The sequence below is a fragment of the Siminovitchia jepli genome (genome assembly GCF_047228825.1).
GTDB lineage: Bacteria > Bacillota > Bacilli > Bacillales > Bacillaceae_C > Siminovitchia.
This window is the reverse complement of record NZ_JBFEGN010000043.1, coordinates 18918-35067: the sequence shown is the minus strand read 5'-3', so window position 1 is coordinate 35067 and position 16150 is coordinate 18918. Positions and strand designations below refer to the sequence as shown.

Annotated in this window: 18 protein-coding genes; 13 read left to right on the top strand and 5 right to left on the bottom strand. The window is 44.8% G+C overall.

Annotated features, from left to right (window positions below):
* Window positions 1–175 precede the first annotated feature (175 nt).
* From sigY to AB1L08_RS13985, 6 genes are read left to right on the top strand one after another with little or no spacing between them, the layout of a single operon-like run.
* Window positions 176–709 carry an RNA polymerase sigma factor SigY gene (gene sigY / locus AB1L08_RS14010; protein WP_413065287.1) on the top strand — a complete coding sequence of 178 codons (534 nt, stop codon included), beginning with the start codon at window positions 176–178 and terminating at the stop codon, window positions 707–709.
* Window positions 706–1041, top strand: a complete 336-nt coding sequence (locus AB1L08_RS14005; RefSeq protein WP_413065281.1) for a YxlC family protein — start codon at window positions 706–708, stop codon at window positions 1039–1041. The genes sigY and AB1L08_RS14005 overlap by 4 nt, the downstream gene beginning before the upstream one ends.
* Window positions 1031–1240 (top strand): transcriptional regulator, encoded by a 210-nt coding sequence (locus AB1L08_RS14000; protein ID WP_413065286.1) that lies wholly within the window; start codon window positions 1031–1033, stop codon window positions 1238–1240. Before AB1L08_RS14005 ends, AB1L08_RS14000 begins: the two co-directional genes overlap by 11 nt.
* A 2-nt stretch (window positions 1241–1242) precedes the next feature.
* Window positions 1243–1434, top strand: coding sequence for a PLD nuclease N-terminal domain-containing protein (locus AB1L08_RS13995; RefSeq protein WP_413065280.1), 192 nt, complete (start codon window positions 1243–1245; stop codon window positions 1432–1434).
* Window positions 1435–1446: 12 nt separating this feature from the next.
* Window positions 1447–2334: an ABC transporter ATP-binding protein gene (locus AB1L08_RS13990; RefSeq protein ID WP_413065285.1), complete on the top strand. Its 888-nt coding sequence runs from the start codon at window positions 1447–1449 to the stop codon at window positions 2332–2334.
* Entirely contained in the window at window positions 2331–3107 is a 777-nt protein-coding gene (locus AB1L08_RS13985; RefSeq protein ID WP_413065279.1) for an ABC transporter permease, read from the top strand. Before AB1L08_RS13990 ends, AB1L08_RS13985 begins: the two co-directional genes overlap by 4 nt.
* Before the next feature lie 173 nt (window positions 3108–3280).
* Here AB1L08_RS13985 and AB1L08_RS13980 read toward each other — a convergent pair whose 3' ends face one another.
* The 3 genes from AB1L08_RS13980 to AB1L08_RS13970 all read right to left on the bottom strand — a co-directional run bounded on the left by AB1L08_RS13980 (window position 3281) and on the right by AB1L08_RS13970 (window position 5999).
* Window positions 3281–3712, bottom strand: coding sequence for an SRPBCC family protein (locus AB1L08_RS13980; protein ID WP_413065278.1), 432 nt, complete (start codon window positions 3710–3712; stop codon window positions 3281–3283).
* 34 nt (window positions 3713–3746) lie between these two features.
* Entirely contained in the window at window positions 3747–5264 is a 1518-nt protein-coding gene (locus AB1L08_RS13975; protein ID WP_413065277.1) for an FAD-dependent monooxygenase, read from the bottom strand.
* A gap of 147 nt (window positions 5265–5411) precedes the next feature.
* A complete protein-coding gene (locus AB1L08_RS13970; protein ID WP_413065276.1) occupies window positions 5412–5999 on the bottom strand; it encodes a PadR family transcriptional regulator in 588 nt (195 codons plus the stop codon).
* A 250-nt stretch (window positions 6000–6249) separates the two neighbouring features.
* Here AB1L08_RS13970 and AB1L08_RS13965 point away from each other — a divergent pair, with 250 nt between their 5' ends.
* Window positions 6250–7227, top strand: a complete 978-nt coding sequence (locus AB1L08_RS13965) for a 2-hydroxyacid dehydrogenase (RefSeq protein WP_413065275.1) — start codon at window positions 6250–6252, stop codon at window positions 7225–7227.
* 47 nt (window positions 7228–7274) lie between these two features.
* Window positions 7275–7550, top strand: a complete 276-nt coding sequence (locus AB1L08_RS13960; protein ID WP_413065274.1) for a YciI family protein — start codon at window positions 7275–7277, stop codon at window positions 7548–7550.
* A gap of 76 nt (window positions 7551–7626) precedes the next feature.
* Here AB1L08_RS13960 and AB1L08_RS13955 read toward each other — a convergent pair whose 3' ends face one another.
* A complete protein-coding gene (locus AB1L08_RS13955) occupies window positions 7627–8505 on the bottom strand; it encodes a cation diffusion facilitator family transporter (protein ID WP_413065273.1) in 879 nt (292 codons plus the stop codon).
* Between the two features lie 187 nt (window positions 8506–8692).
* Window positions 8693–9271 carry a YhcN/YlaJ family sporulation lipoprotein gene (locus AB1L08_RS13950; protein ID WP_413065272.1) on the bottom strand — a complete coding sequence of 193 codons (579 nt, stop codon included), beginning with the start codon at window positions 9269–9271 and terminating at the stop codon, window positions 8693–8695.
* Window positions 9272–9459: 188 nt separating this feature from the next.
* On the opposite strand from AB1L08_RS13950, the gene AB1L08_RS13945 reads away from it, so the two are divergent.
* From AB1L08_RS13945 to AB1L08_RS13925, 5 genes are all read left to right on the top strand, one after another.
* The gene (locus AB1L08_RS13945; protein ID WP_413065284.1) at window positions 9460–12087 is read left to right on the top strand and encodes a DNA translocase FtsK; all 2628 of its coding nucleotides are present in this window, start codon (window positions 9460–9462) and stop codon (window positions 12085–12087) included.
* 91 nt (window positions 12088–12178) lie between these two features.
* Window positions 12179–13276, top strand: coding sequence for a nicotinate phosphoribosyltransferase (locus AB1L08_RS13940; RefSeq protein WP_413065271.1), 1098 nt, complete (start codon window positions 12179–12181; stop codon window positions 13274–13276).
* Between the two features lie 216 nt (window positions 13277–13492).
* Entirely contained in the window at window positions 13493–14812 is a 1320-nt protein-coding gene (gene murC, locus AB1L08_RS13935) for a UDP-N-acetylmuramate--L-alanine ligase (protein WP_413065270.1), read from the top strand.
* A gap of 129 nt (window positions 14813–14941) precedes the next feature.
* A complete protein-coding gene (locus AB1L08_RS13930; protein ID WP_413065269.1) occupies window positions 14942–15445 on the top strand; it encodes a DUF948 domain-containing protein in 504 nt (167 codons plus the stop codon).
* Between the two features lie 34 nt (window positions 15446–15479).
* On the top strand, window positions 15480–15980 hold the full coding sequence (locus AB1L08_RS13925; RefSeq protein WP_413065268.1) for a YtxH domain-containing protein: 501 nt from the start codon (window positions 15480–15482) through the stop codon (window positions 15978–15980).
* Window positions 15981–16150 lie beyond the last annotated feature (170 nt).

Genomic DNA, 16150 nt, shown 5'->3' with positions numbered 1-16150 from the left:
CAGTTTGGGGAGGTACTCCTTTTTTTGTGTCTCAAAAGCCTTGGGGCTCTAGGGCTGATATTTATGAAATTGATTCATTAGGCAAATATTTTTTAATCATTTTTGAACGATTTGAATCGATTGGACGTCTCATTAAGTGAGAGAACAAACAGAAAGAAAGGGGGCTTGGCTGCGGTTGGATTTGGATGAGGAGAAACGGCTGGTTCAAGAGGCGAAAAAAGGGAAGGACGAGGCTTTTGCCAGACTGTTTCAAAGCAATTATACATTTTTATATAAATATTTGATCAAGCTGAGCCTCCGGCCGGATGTTTCTGAAGACTTGGTCCAGGAAACGATGCTGAAAGCTTACGTACACTTGCAAAGTTTTAAGGGAGATTCCAAATTTTCGACTTGGCTTATTTCCATCGCTTCCCGCCTGTTTATCGATCAGCAGCGAAAAGAGAAGAAGCGAAGAAAGATTTTTGAAAAGGCAAAGAATGAAGCCATTCGGAAAATGAAATGGCATGTCGGCATGCGCGGAGAGAATTGGACAGAGAATATGGAACTGTTCGCTGAATTGGACCCGGAAATGCGGGCTCCGATTTTATTAAGGCATTATTACGGCTACACATATGCAGAAATCGCCGTTATGCTTCAACTGAAAGAAGGAACGGTAAAATCTCGCGTGCATCATGGGTTAAAACAAATTCGAAAGGAGTGGACGGTTTGAAAGGGAACAATGAGTGGATGAAAAGTTTCATCGCAGACTTAAAAAAAATTGAAAATACCCAAGACGCCGCAGCACCCAACCAAGATCAAATCATGAATGCTCTAACGAAATATAAAAAAGCACGCCAGAAAGCATTGAAGCGCGAGTTAATCGTATTTATTTGTACAGCCCTCATCATTTTAACGACTTATGCCATGGTCGCATTAAAGTTACCGCAAGTATATTTATGGATCCAGGCATTGGCTTTGGCAACAGTTCCGATAATTTACAAAGTGGAAAAAAAACGCCGGAGTGGATCGGAAGAGGTGGCTGAGATTGATGATGGAAGATGACAAACTGCTTGCCTTATTGCTTGTCTCGCCTCTCATGCTGATGCAAAGCATCCTGCTCTTTTTGGATGCAAGGAAAAAAGGTGCATTTGCCTGGTTTTGGGGCCTTTGGGGACTCATTCAATTGCCGCTCCCTTCAATTTTTTATTATTTCATCGTCGTTAGGCCTTATCGAAAAAACAAAAATGAGAGGATTGAGTAAAAATGACTCCATCTTTGGAACTGATTGCTCCATTCATTATTTTGGATCTCATTTTAATCGTGACCGCACTGGTCAGCTGTTTAAGGGAAGAAAATACGCGGGGCCCCAAATGGCTGTGGATTTTCGTCATTTTCTGTATCAGTCTGTTTGGGCCGGTTTTATATTTTGTGTTCGGCAGGCCGAAAAGAGGGTAGGGGTGCAAAATGATATTATCAGCAAAAAAATTGGTAAAAAGATTCAAGCGGCATGTAGCGGTTGATCAAGTAAATATCACGATCAACGAAAATGAATGTGTCGCTTTATTGGGGCCGAACGGTTCCGGGAAAACAACCACGCTTAAGATGATTTCCGGCCTTTTAACACCGGATTCCGGCAGGATCATATTCTTGGGAGAGGCAAACATAAACAGGCAACACATCGGTTATTTGCCCCAATATCCTTCCTTCTTTCCATGGATGACTGCCGAGCAATATTTGCATTTTGCCGGGAATCTTTCCGGTGTACCAAAAAAAGTACTGAGGGAAAGAGTGGAAGAGATGCTTGCTTTTGCAGGCCTGGAAGGATCAAAGAAGAAGCAAATTGGCGGCTTTTCCGGCGGCATGAAGCAAAGGCTTGGTTTGGCACAGGCCCTGCTTCATAAACCGAAATTATTAATTTTGGATGAGCCTGTTTCTGCCTTGGACCCGGCAGGGCGCCGGGACGTACTAACGATGATGAATGAGCTGAAAAGAAGGATGGCGATCCTGTTTTCCACCCACGTATTGCATGATGCCGAACAAATTTGTGATGATATTGTCGTGTTAAAAAATGGAAAAGTGAAATGGGCAGGTCCGCTTGCTTCCTTAAAAAAGGAACATACGGAAAGTTCCTTTATGCTTGAAACTGAAGAAGAGTTGAAGGGGTGGCTTGTAACTAGAAAATATGTAAAGAACGTTTTTTTTCCAACACCAAAAACAGCACAATTTATGTTGGACCATTCAAATGACCGAAACCGCCTGCTGACAGAATGCATGGAGAACGGGTTGACGATCACCCGCTTTTCTATATTGGAGCAAACTTTAGAAGACGCTTATTTGGAGTTGATAAACGAATGAACATTTTTTGGACACTGTTTAAAAAAGAATGGCGGGAGGCTTGGCACGATAAAAAACTGATCTGGATGCCGGTTGTTTTATCTTTACTGGCCATCTCACAGCCGATCAGCCAGTATTATATGCCCGAAATATTGGAAAGGGCAGGGAACCTGCCCGAGGGTGCCGTTATTCAAATTCCGATGCCACCGGGGGAAGAAGTCCTGGTAGGAACGCTGTCCCAATTCGGGTTGATCGGAACAGCCATTTTTGTCCTTGGCGCCATGAGCCTGATTGCTGATGAAAGAAACAGCGGCTCCCTGATACTCCTCATGGCGAGGCCGGTACATGCATTACAATATATCGGGAGCAAATGGCTCTCCCATGCGCTGCTCTACCTCCTGTCGTTTGCATTGAGCTACGGACTCGCCTATTATTATACAAATCTCTTATTTAACGACGTGGCACTCATCCGTTTTATCAAAAGCTTTGCCGCTTACAGTATATGGATTATGTTTGTCCTAACGGTTACATTGTTGGCGGGAACACTGCTGAAAAAAAGCGCCGGCATTGCTGGTACAAGTTTGGTTGCAGCTGCAGCCATTGCGCTTTCCGGCTCTCTTTTTCCAAAATATATGGGATGGAGCCCGTCCAATGCGCAAGATCAGGCGGGGAGCATGTTAATGACCGGAAAATGGGCGGATCCCTTTGAGACAATGGCGACAACAAGCATCATCTTGATCGCTTGCATGTTTTGTGCAGCCTGTGTTGTGTTCAAGAAATATGAAAACCACTAGTCGTCCGCTATTTATCTTAATTATTAAGATAAATGGTAAAAAATTTTTTATGTTTGCTCTCTAAAAGTCGTTTCACTGGTTCATGCAGATCCTTAGAAGAAGTTGAATGAAAACTTACGCCAAACAAAGCTTTCCGAACACATCAAGAAATGTTGCAGCAAACAGTATGGACGTTACCCCTTCAGGACAGCCTTCAGGCGGGCAGCTGTTTGCGGCTGCTCTTTTTTCATCGATTGACGCATGAAAAATTCAGCTACCTTCGGAACGTTGTCAACTTGAATGGTGAAATGAACACGGCAAGATGTATCGGAAATCGGTTCAATACGATAGCTTTCGCGAAAAAATTGTTTTTCATCGGGCGTTGTCTCCATTGTCAACAAATGATCCTGAACAAGCTCGGTTACGATCATTGTTTTTTCGCTTTTGAAGCCTGAGTATTTTCCGCTTTCGAAGTATTTCGTTCCCAACTGGGCCGGTCCTTCAGGAGTGACTTGAATCTCCATAATGCCTTTTATCCAGGAATCTCGCCCCTTTAGATCAATGAGGCGTGAAAAAACGCTAGATGCAGGATTGTCATAGGTTTCGGTATATTCAAATGTAGGCATAATGAGTTTCCTTTCCTTTTTGATTTGGTTGTTTTTAGCGAAAAAGGATGGTCGCCAGGGCATTGGTCAAGACTTGTTCCATCTCTTCCTTATTCCCCTCGGCAACCGGTTTTCGCCATCCGATGTACCCATCTGGCCGCACAATGACAGCCCCCGTGGAAGTAATTCCGTATGCGTCAAGAAAATCGTTTCCGGGATTGCTGAAATCTGCTTTATGACCACCAATCTGGTACATATCCATGGGAAGATGGAGCGTATCTCTAACGTGTTGAGCAGTCTCTATCCAGTTTTGTCCGTCGGGACCAACGAGCAAGACGAATCGGGAACTAAATAGATCCAATGAGGAAATGGTGCGACCGTCCCGTTCGAGAACGATGTGCGCCGCGCGGGTTCCCGGCTGTCCCGTCCATAACTCGGGCGACTGCATAATCGGGAGGTTCTGCACGTCTGCTTCCGGTACGAATGCGCCGTCTTGATAACGATAACCCATATTGACATCCAAGGTGCTTACTGTAATCCCATCCGATCCTTCATGTTCGCACTGCTGGGAAAGCATGACGACCTGGTCTACCGTGTAATCTGCAATTGGCCGTCTTTCAACATCGTATGTGGCAAGCAAATCCGAACCGGCCTCACGGCGTAAAACGGATGCCAGCTTCCAAGCAAGATTTTGCGCTTCAGCAATGCCGGTGTTGCCTCCCAAACCGCCGCTTGGAGGCTGAACCCGTGCGGAATCACCCACTAGAAAAATGCGGCCTTCTTGGAAGCGATCAGCAACGCGACCGGCCATTTCCCAAGTCAAGATCTTTTTAACCGTAACAGGGATGTCAGGAAGGCCGATTGCTGCCCGAAATAATGCAATACAACGTTCCTCCGGATAATCGTCAATCGTTTCCTCTTCGGGATCATATATAACGTCCAACCGGTATAAATGGGGGCGCCTAAACGTTCCAGGATATAGTACAAGAGTTCCGCTTACGATATCGTTGGCAAAAAAACACATATGCGCGTTTTGGCGTCTGAACAACTCATGAATATCTGCATCAAACACGACGCTGATCAAATGGAAAAGCGTACCTTCTCCATGTTGGCCAATACCCAACTGTGTGCGGGTTCCGCTTTTACTCCCATCCGCTCCTACCATATACTTGGCTCGAACAGAGCGTGTTTCGCCGCTGATTCGATCACGAATTATGGCCGAGACGCCATCCTCGTCAGTTTCAAACTCAATCAACTCGGTGTTATAGCGCAAATCGACACCGGCTTGCTCGGCCTGGGCCCGGAGAACCGGCTCAAGCAGATCTTGGGCGATGCCGTTTCCTTCAACTGGACTGGCATCCGTAAAGTATGCGCTCATATCTTCCATCAAATTGTCAAACAATTGCCCTGCCAAGCTCTCTACAAACATAATGCCAAACTCCCGCGGAAAAGGGGGTTCTTCACGGCGAATCTCCTCCTCGATCCCGGCCGAACGGAATATTTCCATCGTTCGGGCAGTTAGGCTTGAAACGCGCGGGTGAATAGACGTTCCCGGATGGCGCTCTACGACCAATGGCTTTAATTCCCTGGCGATCCAGAAAAAGGGAGAATGACAGGCCTACCAGACTTCCTCCAGCAACGAGGACAGGAACCGTTTCATCGAATGATGAGGATTTGTTTAATTGTGTATTCATTAAAAAACAACCTTTCCTTATATAAGTTAGTTTTCTTGCTCACGCAGCTCTTCCATGCTCCATTTCAGCTTTTTAGCATGGATATCCGCGATAATGGATTGGATCCAATCGATTTCAGCTGCAAGCATTGCTCGTTGGTATTCGGCCTCAAGTAAAAATAAGCGCGGCAGACCCATCGATGTACCTTTCTGGAACTGCTCCTCAAGGCGGGCGAGTGTCTTTTCAAGAGCGCTTGCTCTTTGTGCAAAGAGCAATGCGACATCTTCAGGCGTTAACAATGCCAGAAAAGATACAGCGGCAGGGAACTGTAAAAATTCCTGAGCCGGTGTAGAGATCATTTCCCGGATCCATGAGTAGGCAGCATTTCGTCCCAGATCCGTAATTTCATAAACAATTAAATCCGGTCTCCCTTCGTTCTTTTTCTTTTCCTGAATGGCAATGGCTCCGTCTCGATGCAGCCGGTCAATCGTTTGGTAAATACTCGTTCGATGGCGAACATTAATAACTTCATCTTTCCCCCTCTCTTTAATCAGCTGTTGCATACGATACGGATGCATGGGCTCCTCAATCAAAAAACAAAGTACGGCTAAAGCGACAGGTGATTTTTTAATCATGTTGTTTTTCATAGTAATAATATTACTATTAATAATATGACGCGCCAAGAAAAAATTCTATATTTACAGTAATCTCAATTCTGCTTCTTTGATATTGCGGCCAACATTAATATCCACTTTCACGAAGGGGTCCCCTTGAGCAGAGCTTGGTAAAGAAAAGGTTGTGGTGAAAAGGAGTTTGGCTGCAAGTGGTCGAAATCATAGTGTAAAATACGATTGAATGATGATGAAAAGAAGGGAGAACAATCACGTGAAGAAAAAAATATACATAACACGCAAGCTTCCATCTGTCGTTATAGAAAAATTGGCGAACGATTTTGACATTTATATGTGGCAGGAAGAGGAACAAGCTGTTCCGAGGGATGTTTTACTTGAACAAGTAAAGACGGCCGATGGGGTCCTCACCATGTTGACTGAAACAATTGACACGGAAGTGTTGGATGCCGCTCCCAACTTGAAAGTGATCAGCAATATGGCAGTTGGATACAACAATATAGAAGTCGATGAGGCGACAAAACGCGGGATCCTTGTTGCGAATACGCCGGGTGTATTAACGGAAACGACGGCTGATTTAACCTTTGCACTGCTAATGGCAACGGCAAGGAGGCTTGTGGAGGCATCGGGTTATCTTCGCGAAGGAAAGTGGGAGACATGGTCGCCTTTGCAGCTGACGGGAATGGACATCCACGGGGCGACAATTGGGATTATCGGATTCGGCCGGATCGGCCAGGCGGTGGCCAGGCGCGCCAAAGGATTTAATATGGATATTTTGTATTATAATCGATCGAGAAAAATAGAAGCGGAAGAGGAAATGGGCGCAACATACGCCGATTTTGAAACGGTCCTGAAAAAATCGGACTTTGTCTGTCTTCTTTTGCCTTACAGCCCGGAAGTCCATCACCTTATTTCCAAAAACGAGCTTTCATTGATGAAAAAAACAGCTGTGCTCATCAATACCGCTCGCGGCGGGATTGTCGATGAGGAAGCATTGTACCAAGCACTCAAAAACAAAGAAATTTGGGCAGCCGGCCTCGATGTTTTTGAAAAAGAACCGGTGGATCTTGATCACCCTTTATTGACCCTGCCAAATGTTGTGACCTTGCCCCATATAGGCAGTGCCAGCATTGCAACGAGAATAAACATGGCCCAATTGGCTGCCGATAATTTGCGCAATGCATTGCTGCAGGCAGGTCCAGTGATGAAAGTGAATAAACCGGATGGTTGGTAAATCGTGATATAATAAAAAGGAGAAAATGTTATATTGGAGGGAATTTAATGAAATATTTTGCCGTTTTTTTACCGATGAAAGATGAAGAAAAGAGCCGGGAGCAACGGCCTGCCCATTTGGAATTTTTGGCTCAAAAGCGGGAAGCAAAACAGGCAGTCATGTTTGGCCGATTTGTCGATGGAGCCGGCGGCCTTGTCATTTATCAGGGAGAAAGCCTGGAGCAGGTTGAATCCTGGGTGAAAGAGGACCCATACGTTGCCAGCGGAGCGCGTGGTTATGAGATCCACGAATGGGAAATCGCCGCTATGGATATACATAAATAACGGCCTTTCCAAGGCCGTTTTTTCAGAGACCAGAAAGAATAAATAGGAGGTTAAGCCGGTACCACCCAGGTACCGGCTATTGATTGGGCTCCGGTTCGACATGGACATGGACATCGTACACTCCGTGATCGCTTTTCATTTTTTCCTCGACATGGGTGGCGATGTCATGTGCTTCTTGTATGCCCAATGACCGGTCGACAAGTATGACCACATCGATCACTTCATTGCTTCCGTAGTTTCTTCCTTTTATTTCCTTAATCCCTTTAACTCCGGCAATTTTGTTCATTTCCTTCTGGTACCGGGAAATTTTTTCTTCATCAAATCCATCGGACAGTTCATGGGATGCCTGTTTAAAAATTCCCCACGCCGTTTTGCATATTAATAATCCGACAATAAAAGCGGTGATTGAATCAAGCAAAGGCATGCGGAATTGGGAACCAATGATGCCTATAACAGTTCCGAGGCTGACCAAAGCATCAGAAAGATTATCTTTGGCGGCGGCCATGACTGCAGTACTGCGAATGTTTTTCGCCAGCCTTTTGTTATACCGGTATACGAGGTACATGGCTGCTGCCGAAAGGAGCGCGACATAAGCGGCCATTGGATCGGGAGGCTCATTTTGTCCGCGCATGATCGTCATAAAAGCACCATTTAAAACTTGAATTCCTACTCCGAGCATAATAAACGACGCTGCCATAGAAGCGATTGTTTCGCTTTTCCAGTGGCCGTATCCGTGGTCTTTATCCGGCGGTTTTTGGGAAAGTTTCAAGCCGATCAATACCGCAAGGGAAGCTGCTATGTCCGTTGCGTTATTCCAGCCGTCCGCTTTTAATGCCGCCGATCCGGCTGTAAAGCCAAAATACAGTTTGATGACTGAAAGAATCATGTATGCACCAATACTCAAAATGGCCCCGCGCTCACCCATTTTTAGATTTTCATAAGATTGCTGAGACATATCATTCCCCCCGCTTGTTCATCTTATGATAGCAACCGGAAGTCGGGTGGGTCTACGGCAACCTTTTTGCCCCGCAGTCAATAAGTAGACTGTAGATCATATTGTTTGATGCGGCAAACATATTTCACCAAATGGAAAATTTTAAAAAAAGAACTTCCCGAACAATAACGGGAAATTCTTCTTAGCTTTATCTGGCTGTCGGAAAAACACGCCTGACTGTTTCCGTAAATTCATCAAAGAAACCACTAACGGGGCGGCCGTTGTTAATGTCGTTTCGGTAACCTCTCATCCGGTCGTAAAAGTCCGGGTTTTCCGAAACATAAACATTAACGATCTGTTTGTTGGCTTCCCTGGCTTCCCTGGCGATTTTTCTTTCCATGCTCCGTGTCAAATTGTTATTCGAGCGGTCGGTTAGTTTGACTGCCACATAGGCATTGCCGTTTGTGACAAGTACATATGCCCGTTCCACCTCATCAAGCCTTGCAATTCTGTCGGCAACATCATCGGCCACATCGATGTTTTGGTCGTTATTATTATTTGCGTTATTCCTGTTGTTGTTCCCGGCTCCATTGTTCCCGTTGTTATTTACACCCAGTCCGTCATTCATATTGTTGTCAACCCCGTCACGATTGTCCTGCGGGTTATAGCGGACTCCGAGAGGCCGGTTGTCATCGCTGGTAAAACGATCGTTGTCGTTGTTAGTGCCGCAGCCGACGAGCATTAGTGAAACTAGACCTGCGCCGATAATGGGCTTCAAAAGCTTCATGTTGTCCCCTCCTTATCAAATCTGTAATCTTTTTTAATGTTCCAAACGAATCATTTTCTATTCATTATTTGTTATAATGGACTGTGGCAGTATTTGTACAAAATGAAAGAAAAAATCACAAATGGAAAGTGTGATCATAATTGAAATGGTGGAAAAAATTTCTTTCAAACATTTTTTTAGATGAGGAAATGAATGAAGATAAGATCGATCATGTTGCTGCCAATGAACTTCACAACAGACAACAGTATGCTGAAAAAATGAAAACACGTGTAATGTATCAATATCCGAAGGGAGAATTTCGTTTTCCTTTAATAAAAGATCCGCCTAACAATGGCCGTACATATCGGAATGAACAGAACCCATCTAAGCATCCGGCTCCCCAAACTGGAAAAATGGATCATGAGCAGACTGCCCGGGCTGTTTCCCCAATCCCGGAAACAGAAGTGAAGGAGAAATGGACCAAGGTTGAGCCGAAAAACAGCCGGCCTTTTGCGCCGACGCATATACCTTCGCCTGTTTACGGATTTCATCGACCTAAAACAAAGGAGAAAAACGCACCCGAATTTGAATTGACGGATTCTTTTTCACGGCAACTTACAGAAAAAACGGAAGAGACTCCTGATGTAATAAAAAGTGAATCCGAAAAAGAACCCGGCCTTCATTCCGGCTCCAATCCGGATGTGGAAATATTTCCGGGCAATGAAAAATTTATCGGGGAAGCAACTTATATGACCGACAGCCCGCATATAAAATTGCATGCAGAAGAGCAGGCTTTTGAGGAAGCCGCAGCGGCCATAGAATCTGCAAAGCCTTGTGAAGCACCGGGAGAAAGAAACTATTCAAACAGCGTTACAAAAAGCCATCATGCCCGGGATACCCTTACCAATAAAGAGTTATTTGAAGAAACGCCGATTGATGAAAAAATGTTAAACAGCACAGCCGCAAAAATGGCAGCCAATGAAAGGAAACCGGGTTTAACCAATAAAACCGAATCTCTTCCGGATAAAACAGTCCTCGAACCCGTTACGGCAACGGACAAAGACCGCAACCATGACAATCCGGCCTTGGAAGCGGCAAATGAAGCTGACATTCCGGTCCAAAATGGTACAGCACCGGCAGTAGAAGATCAGGAGAAACCAGCAGAAAATCCCGGTCTTAAAAACGAAGTGAGCAAACTGTTGGAAAACCGTCCGCCGACACAAAATGCGCAAGGTCATCAGGATGCCCCAATGAAAAAAAGCAAACCAAGGCCGCATCTGCCATTTAATGTCCTGATGCTTTCCCAGGATAAACTCAAATGGGAGAGGAAAAAAAACAGGGAAACAAAAAGTTCCGGAATAACGCAAAAAGCACAGGCTGGAGAATCAAAAGAAACGGCCCGTGACCATACGGTGTCATATGCATTTCCCGAAATTAATTTGCTTGAGCCTCCCGTAGCTAAAACAAATGATTGGGACTGGGTAAATGAACAGTCGGCTTTGTTGGATGAAACACTGGAAAATTTTAATGTCAAGGCCCGTGTCGTCAGGGCGAGCCAGGGCCCGTCCGTAACCCGGTTTGAAGTCCAGCCGGACCCGGGCGTAAAAGTGAACAAAATTACGAATTTGAGCAACGACATCAAACTGAGCATGGCGGCCAGAGATATCCGGATGGAAGCGCCGATTCCGGGCACCCGTTCGATTGGTATTGAATTGCCGAATCAAAAAAGCCGCCCGGTGCAAATCAGTGAAATTATCGGGAGCGATGCATTTTTTCGTTCTCCGTCACCATTAACGGCAGCGCTCGGATTGGATATATCAGGGGCTCCTGTCGTAACGGACTTGCGGAAAATGCCGCATGGTTTAATTGCCGGGGCAACTGGATCGGGAAAAAGCGTTTGCATTAACTCCATTCTGGTCAGCCTGCTTTATAAAGCAAGACCGGATGAGTTAAAACTGCTGCTCGTCGACCCGAAAATGGTGGAACTTGCACCATATAACCATATCCCCCATTTGGTCAGCCCAGTTATTACCGATGTAAAAGCGGCCACCGCCGCCCTAAAATGGGCAGTGGATGAAATGGAACACCGCTATGAGCTGTTTGTTCATGCCAACGTGCGGGATATAGACCGATTTAATCATTTTGTTGAAAAAAATGGGAAATTCAGCGACAAATTGCCATATATTGTGATTGTTATTGATGAACTGGCGGATTTGATGATGGTGGCGCCGGCGGAAGTCGAAGAATCCATTTGCCGAATTGCCCAAAAAGCGCGGGCGTGCGGAATCCACCTGTTGATTGCAACACAGCGGCCTTCTGTTGACGTCATTACCGGCCTGATTAAAGCAAATGTTCCGACGCGAATAGCCTTTTCCGTTTCTTCCCAGGTTGATTCAAGAACCGTTATCGATGTCAGCGGGGCAGAAAAGCTGTTGGGCCGGGGCGACATGTTATTTTTAAATAACGGTTCCGTCAAGCCTGTCCGTCTTCAAGGAACTTTCGTTTCGGATGAGGAAATAGACCGTGTCATTGAACACGTGCGGGCCCAGGGAGAGCCCAATTACTTATTTAAGCAGGAAGAGCTGTTAAAAAAAGCCGAACTACAGGAAAATGAAGATGAACTGTTTGTTGAGGCGTGCGAATTTGTCATCAAACAGGGCAATGCATCTACATCATTATTGCAGCGGCATTTTCGGATCGGATATAACCGGGCTGCCAGGCTCATGGAAATGATGGAGGAACACGGTGTGATTACCGGAGCCCGGGGGAGCCGTCCGCGGGATGTCCTCATCAAAGAAGAGGACTTTCATTCATTAAAAGATTCTCTAGTACAATAGCGAAGAAAATGGTATTCTAATTGTGGATATCGCTCAATGCCTGCTTCAACGAAAGTTGGGCAGACGATAAGACACAAGGAGTATTTTTCAGATGAAGGAAATCGAGTTAAAGCTGCAGGGAAAAATCAAACGGCTTACAAATGACACGTTTAAGTTTGATGACAGAGTGAAAGATGGATGGTTTTCTGCAGTTTACTTTTTAAAAACACGGGAAATCGCCAGGCGCTACAAACAGGACAATACTGTATTAATGCAGTTTTTCCAAAGAAAACATGCTGTTTTATGCGGGACGGACGAAGCGATCGCGCTTGTTAAAAGCTTTGCCGATAACCCCGGCAACCTGGAAATATATTCATTGAAGGATGGAGACAAAATCTCTCCCTTTGAAACGGTGTTGACTATCCAGGGGGCCTACCAGGATTTTGGTTTTTTGGAGGGAATCATTGACGGCATTCTTTCCAGGAGAACGTCGGTTGCGACAAATGTGTATAATGTGTCAAAGGCTGCGGCCATTTCAGGAAAACAAAAGCCCGTTATCTTTATGGGAGACCGTGATGACCATTTTACACAGCAGGCGGGAGACGGGTATGCGGCGTATATCGGCGGATCAACGGCCCAGGCCACACCGGCCATGAATGAATGGTGGGGAAAAGAGGGGATCGGGACGATGCCCCATGCCTTAATCCAGCTTTTTAACGGCGATATTGTTGCCGCCACAAGAGCATATAAAAAAACGTTTCCGGAGGATGAACTCGTTTCGCTTGTAGATTATAATAACGATGTGATTACCGATTCTTTAAAGCTGGCCCGTGAATTTGGAACGGAGCTGAAAGGTGTAAGGGTCGATACGTCCAGGACAATGATTGACAAATACTTCCTTAGAAACCAACATTTACTTGGCACTTTTGACCCCCGCGGGGTCAATGCAAATCTTATTTTCGCTTTGAGAAAAGCGCTGGACGATGAAGGATTTCACCATGTGAAAATCGTTGTTTCAGGCGGTTTTAATGAAGAGAGAATCGCGGAGTTTGAAAAAGCGGGCGTTCCGGTAGACATGTATGGAATCGGCAGCAGTTTATTAAAAATCAATACCGGTTTTACAGGGGACTGCGTCATGTTAAACGGAAAGCCTTCCGCAAAAGCCGGCAGAAGACACCGTCCCAATCCGCGGCTTGAAAAAGTGGACTAATGGGGAAAATTGCCCCAAACTTCGCCCTTGGCATTGGTCACCATTTGGGATCAATGATATAATGGCACAATACAAAAAAATCCTATCTGTTCATACATATGAATGTTGGCTTAAGCTCAAAATAAACAGAGCAGTCAGATTCGGAGAAGACCTTTGAGCATTTTTTTTTTCATTTCATATAATACATACAGATAGACGATCGCTGGAGGTTCTGCTATGACTGTATACCATTTCGTCGGTATTAAAGGTTCCGGGATGAGCGCTCTTGCACAAATTCTCCACCATTCGGGTTATAAAGTGCAGGGATCCGATGTGGAAAAATATTTCTTTACCCAAGAGGCCCTGGAGAATTTAAAAATTAAAATATTACCTTTTCAACGTGAAAATATTAAACCGGGCATGAAAGTGATCGCCGGTAATGCTTTTCCCGATTCACATGAAGAAATAGATGAAGCGTTAAAGCAGGGGATAGAAGTGATCCGTTATCATACGTTCCTTGGCGAATACATGAAGCAGTTCATCAGCATAGGCGTAACCGGTTCACATGGAAAAACATCGACTACAGGCCTGCTGGCCCATGTTATGAAAGGCGTCAAGCCCGTTTCGTACCTCATTGGGGATGGAACGGGCAATGGGGACAAACAGGCTGTCTATTTTATTTTTGAAGCATGTGAATACCGGAGGCATTTTTTATCGTATCATCCTGACTATGCCATCATGACAAATATCGATTTTGACCATCCGGATTATTTTTCTGATGTGAGTGATGTTTTCCAGGCATTTCAGGAACTGGCCCTTCAGGTCAATAAAGCGATAATCGCTTATGGGGATGATGAACAGCTTCAAAAAATACAGGCAAAAGTACCCGTTCTTTTTTACGGTTTTGGTGACGGAAACGACTTCCAGGCCCGAAATATTGTAAAATCAACGTCCGGTACAAAGTTTGACGTATTTGTTCGCAACCATTTTTATTCGACCTTTGAAATTCCCTCCTATGGGGACCATAATATTTTAAATGCCCTTGCGGTAATCGCATTAAGCCATTATGAACAAATTGATTGTAAGCTTTTGCAGCAGCAATTGAAAACTTTCAACGGCGTCAAACGGCGTTTTACAGAAAAACAAATGGGGAGCCAAATCCTTGTAGATGATTATGCCCACCATCCAGTTGAAATTAAAGCGACGATAAATGCAGCCAGGCAGAAGTATCCGGATAAACCGATCGTTGCCGTCTTTCAACCGCATACTTTTACACGGACGCAAACTTTTTTACGTGAATTTGGGGAAAGTTTGGGTGAAGCGGATAAAGTATACTTATGCGACATTTTCGGATCTGCAAGGGAAAATCATGGAGAGCTTTCCATCCATGATTTAAAAGCGAAAATCGAAGGTGCCGAGATATTGCAGGAAGACGATACTTCCCCGCTGTTGTTACTGGACGATTCCGTGCTCCTTTTTATGGGGGCCGGAGACATTCAGAAATTCCAGGTCGCCTATGAAAATTTGTTGCAGCGGCAGTTAAAAAGAGCACAATGAAACCGCCTTTTTGGCGGTTTTCTTAAAAAAAGAAAAAAGGAATGCGAAGGGCGTATCAAGAAGATGTTAAAAGGGTTTATGATTGGACAAACTAGGGTAAAGATGTTGTATATGGGAGGTGTGGAATGAATGAGGATCATTCTGTATTTGAGCGTTGCCTTGATTGCGATTGCATTCTTGATTCTCGTGATCAGCTTAACGAAAACTTTAAAGGCGATGAAAGAAACTCTGGAAAGTGTTTCAAAAACTTTAGATGGGCTTGAAAACCAATTAAAGGGTGTGACAGGTGAGACAACAATGCTTTTACATAAGACGAACGCCCTTGCTGATGATATTCAAGTGAAAGTGGAAAAACTGGACACTGTTGTAGATGCGGTGAAAGACGTGGGAAGCGCGGTACAGGGGGTTGGCCACACTGTACAGGATCTCAACACATCGCTGCAAAGAGTAACCAAGACGGTATCTTCCACCGTGGTGAAAAACGAAGATAAAATTGCCCAAGCCGTTCAGTGGGGAGCAGTGGTGAAAGAGATGAAAGATAAATGGTTTGGAAAGAAAAAAGCAAAAGAAGAAAAAGAAGCCAATTCGGAAATATTGGTTCGTACCCAGCAGTTGGAGGGCGGAAGAAGTTAAACCGAATTTTTTAATTTGAAGGAGGAAGATAAAGATGGGCAATAATGACAATAACACTGGCAATTTTCTTACAGGCGTGATTGTAGGCAGCATCGTGGGAGCTGCAACCGCATTGTTGATGGCTCCAAAATCAGGCAGGGAACTCAGGAGCGATTTGAATGAACAAATGGACTTGCTAAAGGAAAAATCAAGCGGTTGGAAAGAAACCGTCATGGACAAAGGCAGTGATTTAACCTCGACTGCTGTTGAAAAAACAAACCAGCTTCGCCAAACAGCAATGGACAAAGGCAGCAACTTGGCAGAAGCGGTAAAGGAAAAAGCCGACCAGTTCCGAAGCACCGCAAAAGAAACAACGAATTCGATGGCGGAAGCTGCAAAAGAGAGAACGGATCAAATGAAAGAAACGGCACATCGGACAGTTGATCTTACTGCGGAGAGTGCCAAAGAAGCGGCAGACCAGATGCAGACGGCAGCAAACCAAGCCAGTGATAAAGTATCGGAGAAAGCGGAGAATTTGGCCGACAAAACAAAATGAACAGCTCCATGAATTCCTGAAAAATGGCAGGCGGCTTAAATGAAAAGCTGCCTGCCTATTTAATTTTTTTCTTTGTAATCAAATGAATTTTATCCCATTCCGTCATTAAGAAAGGGAAAGTTATGAAAATTTTTTGAAGAGAGGTGGAAAGGTTTGCAACATTATGCCTA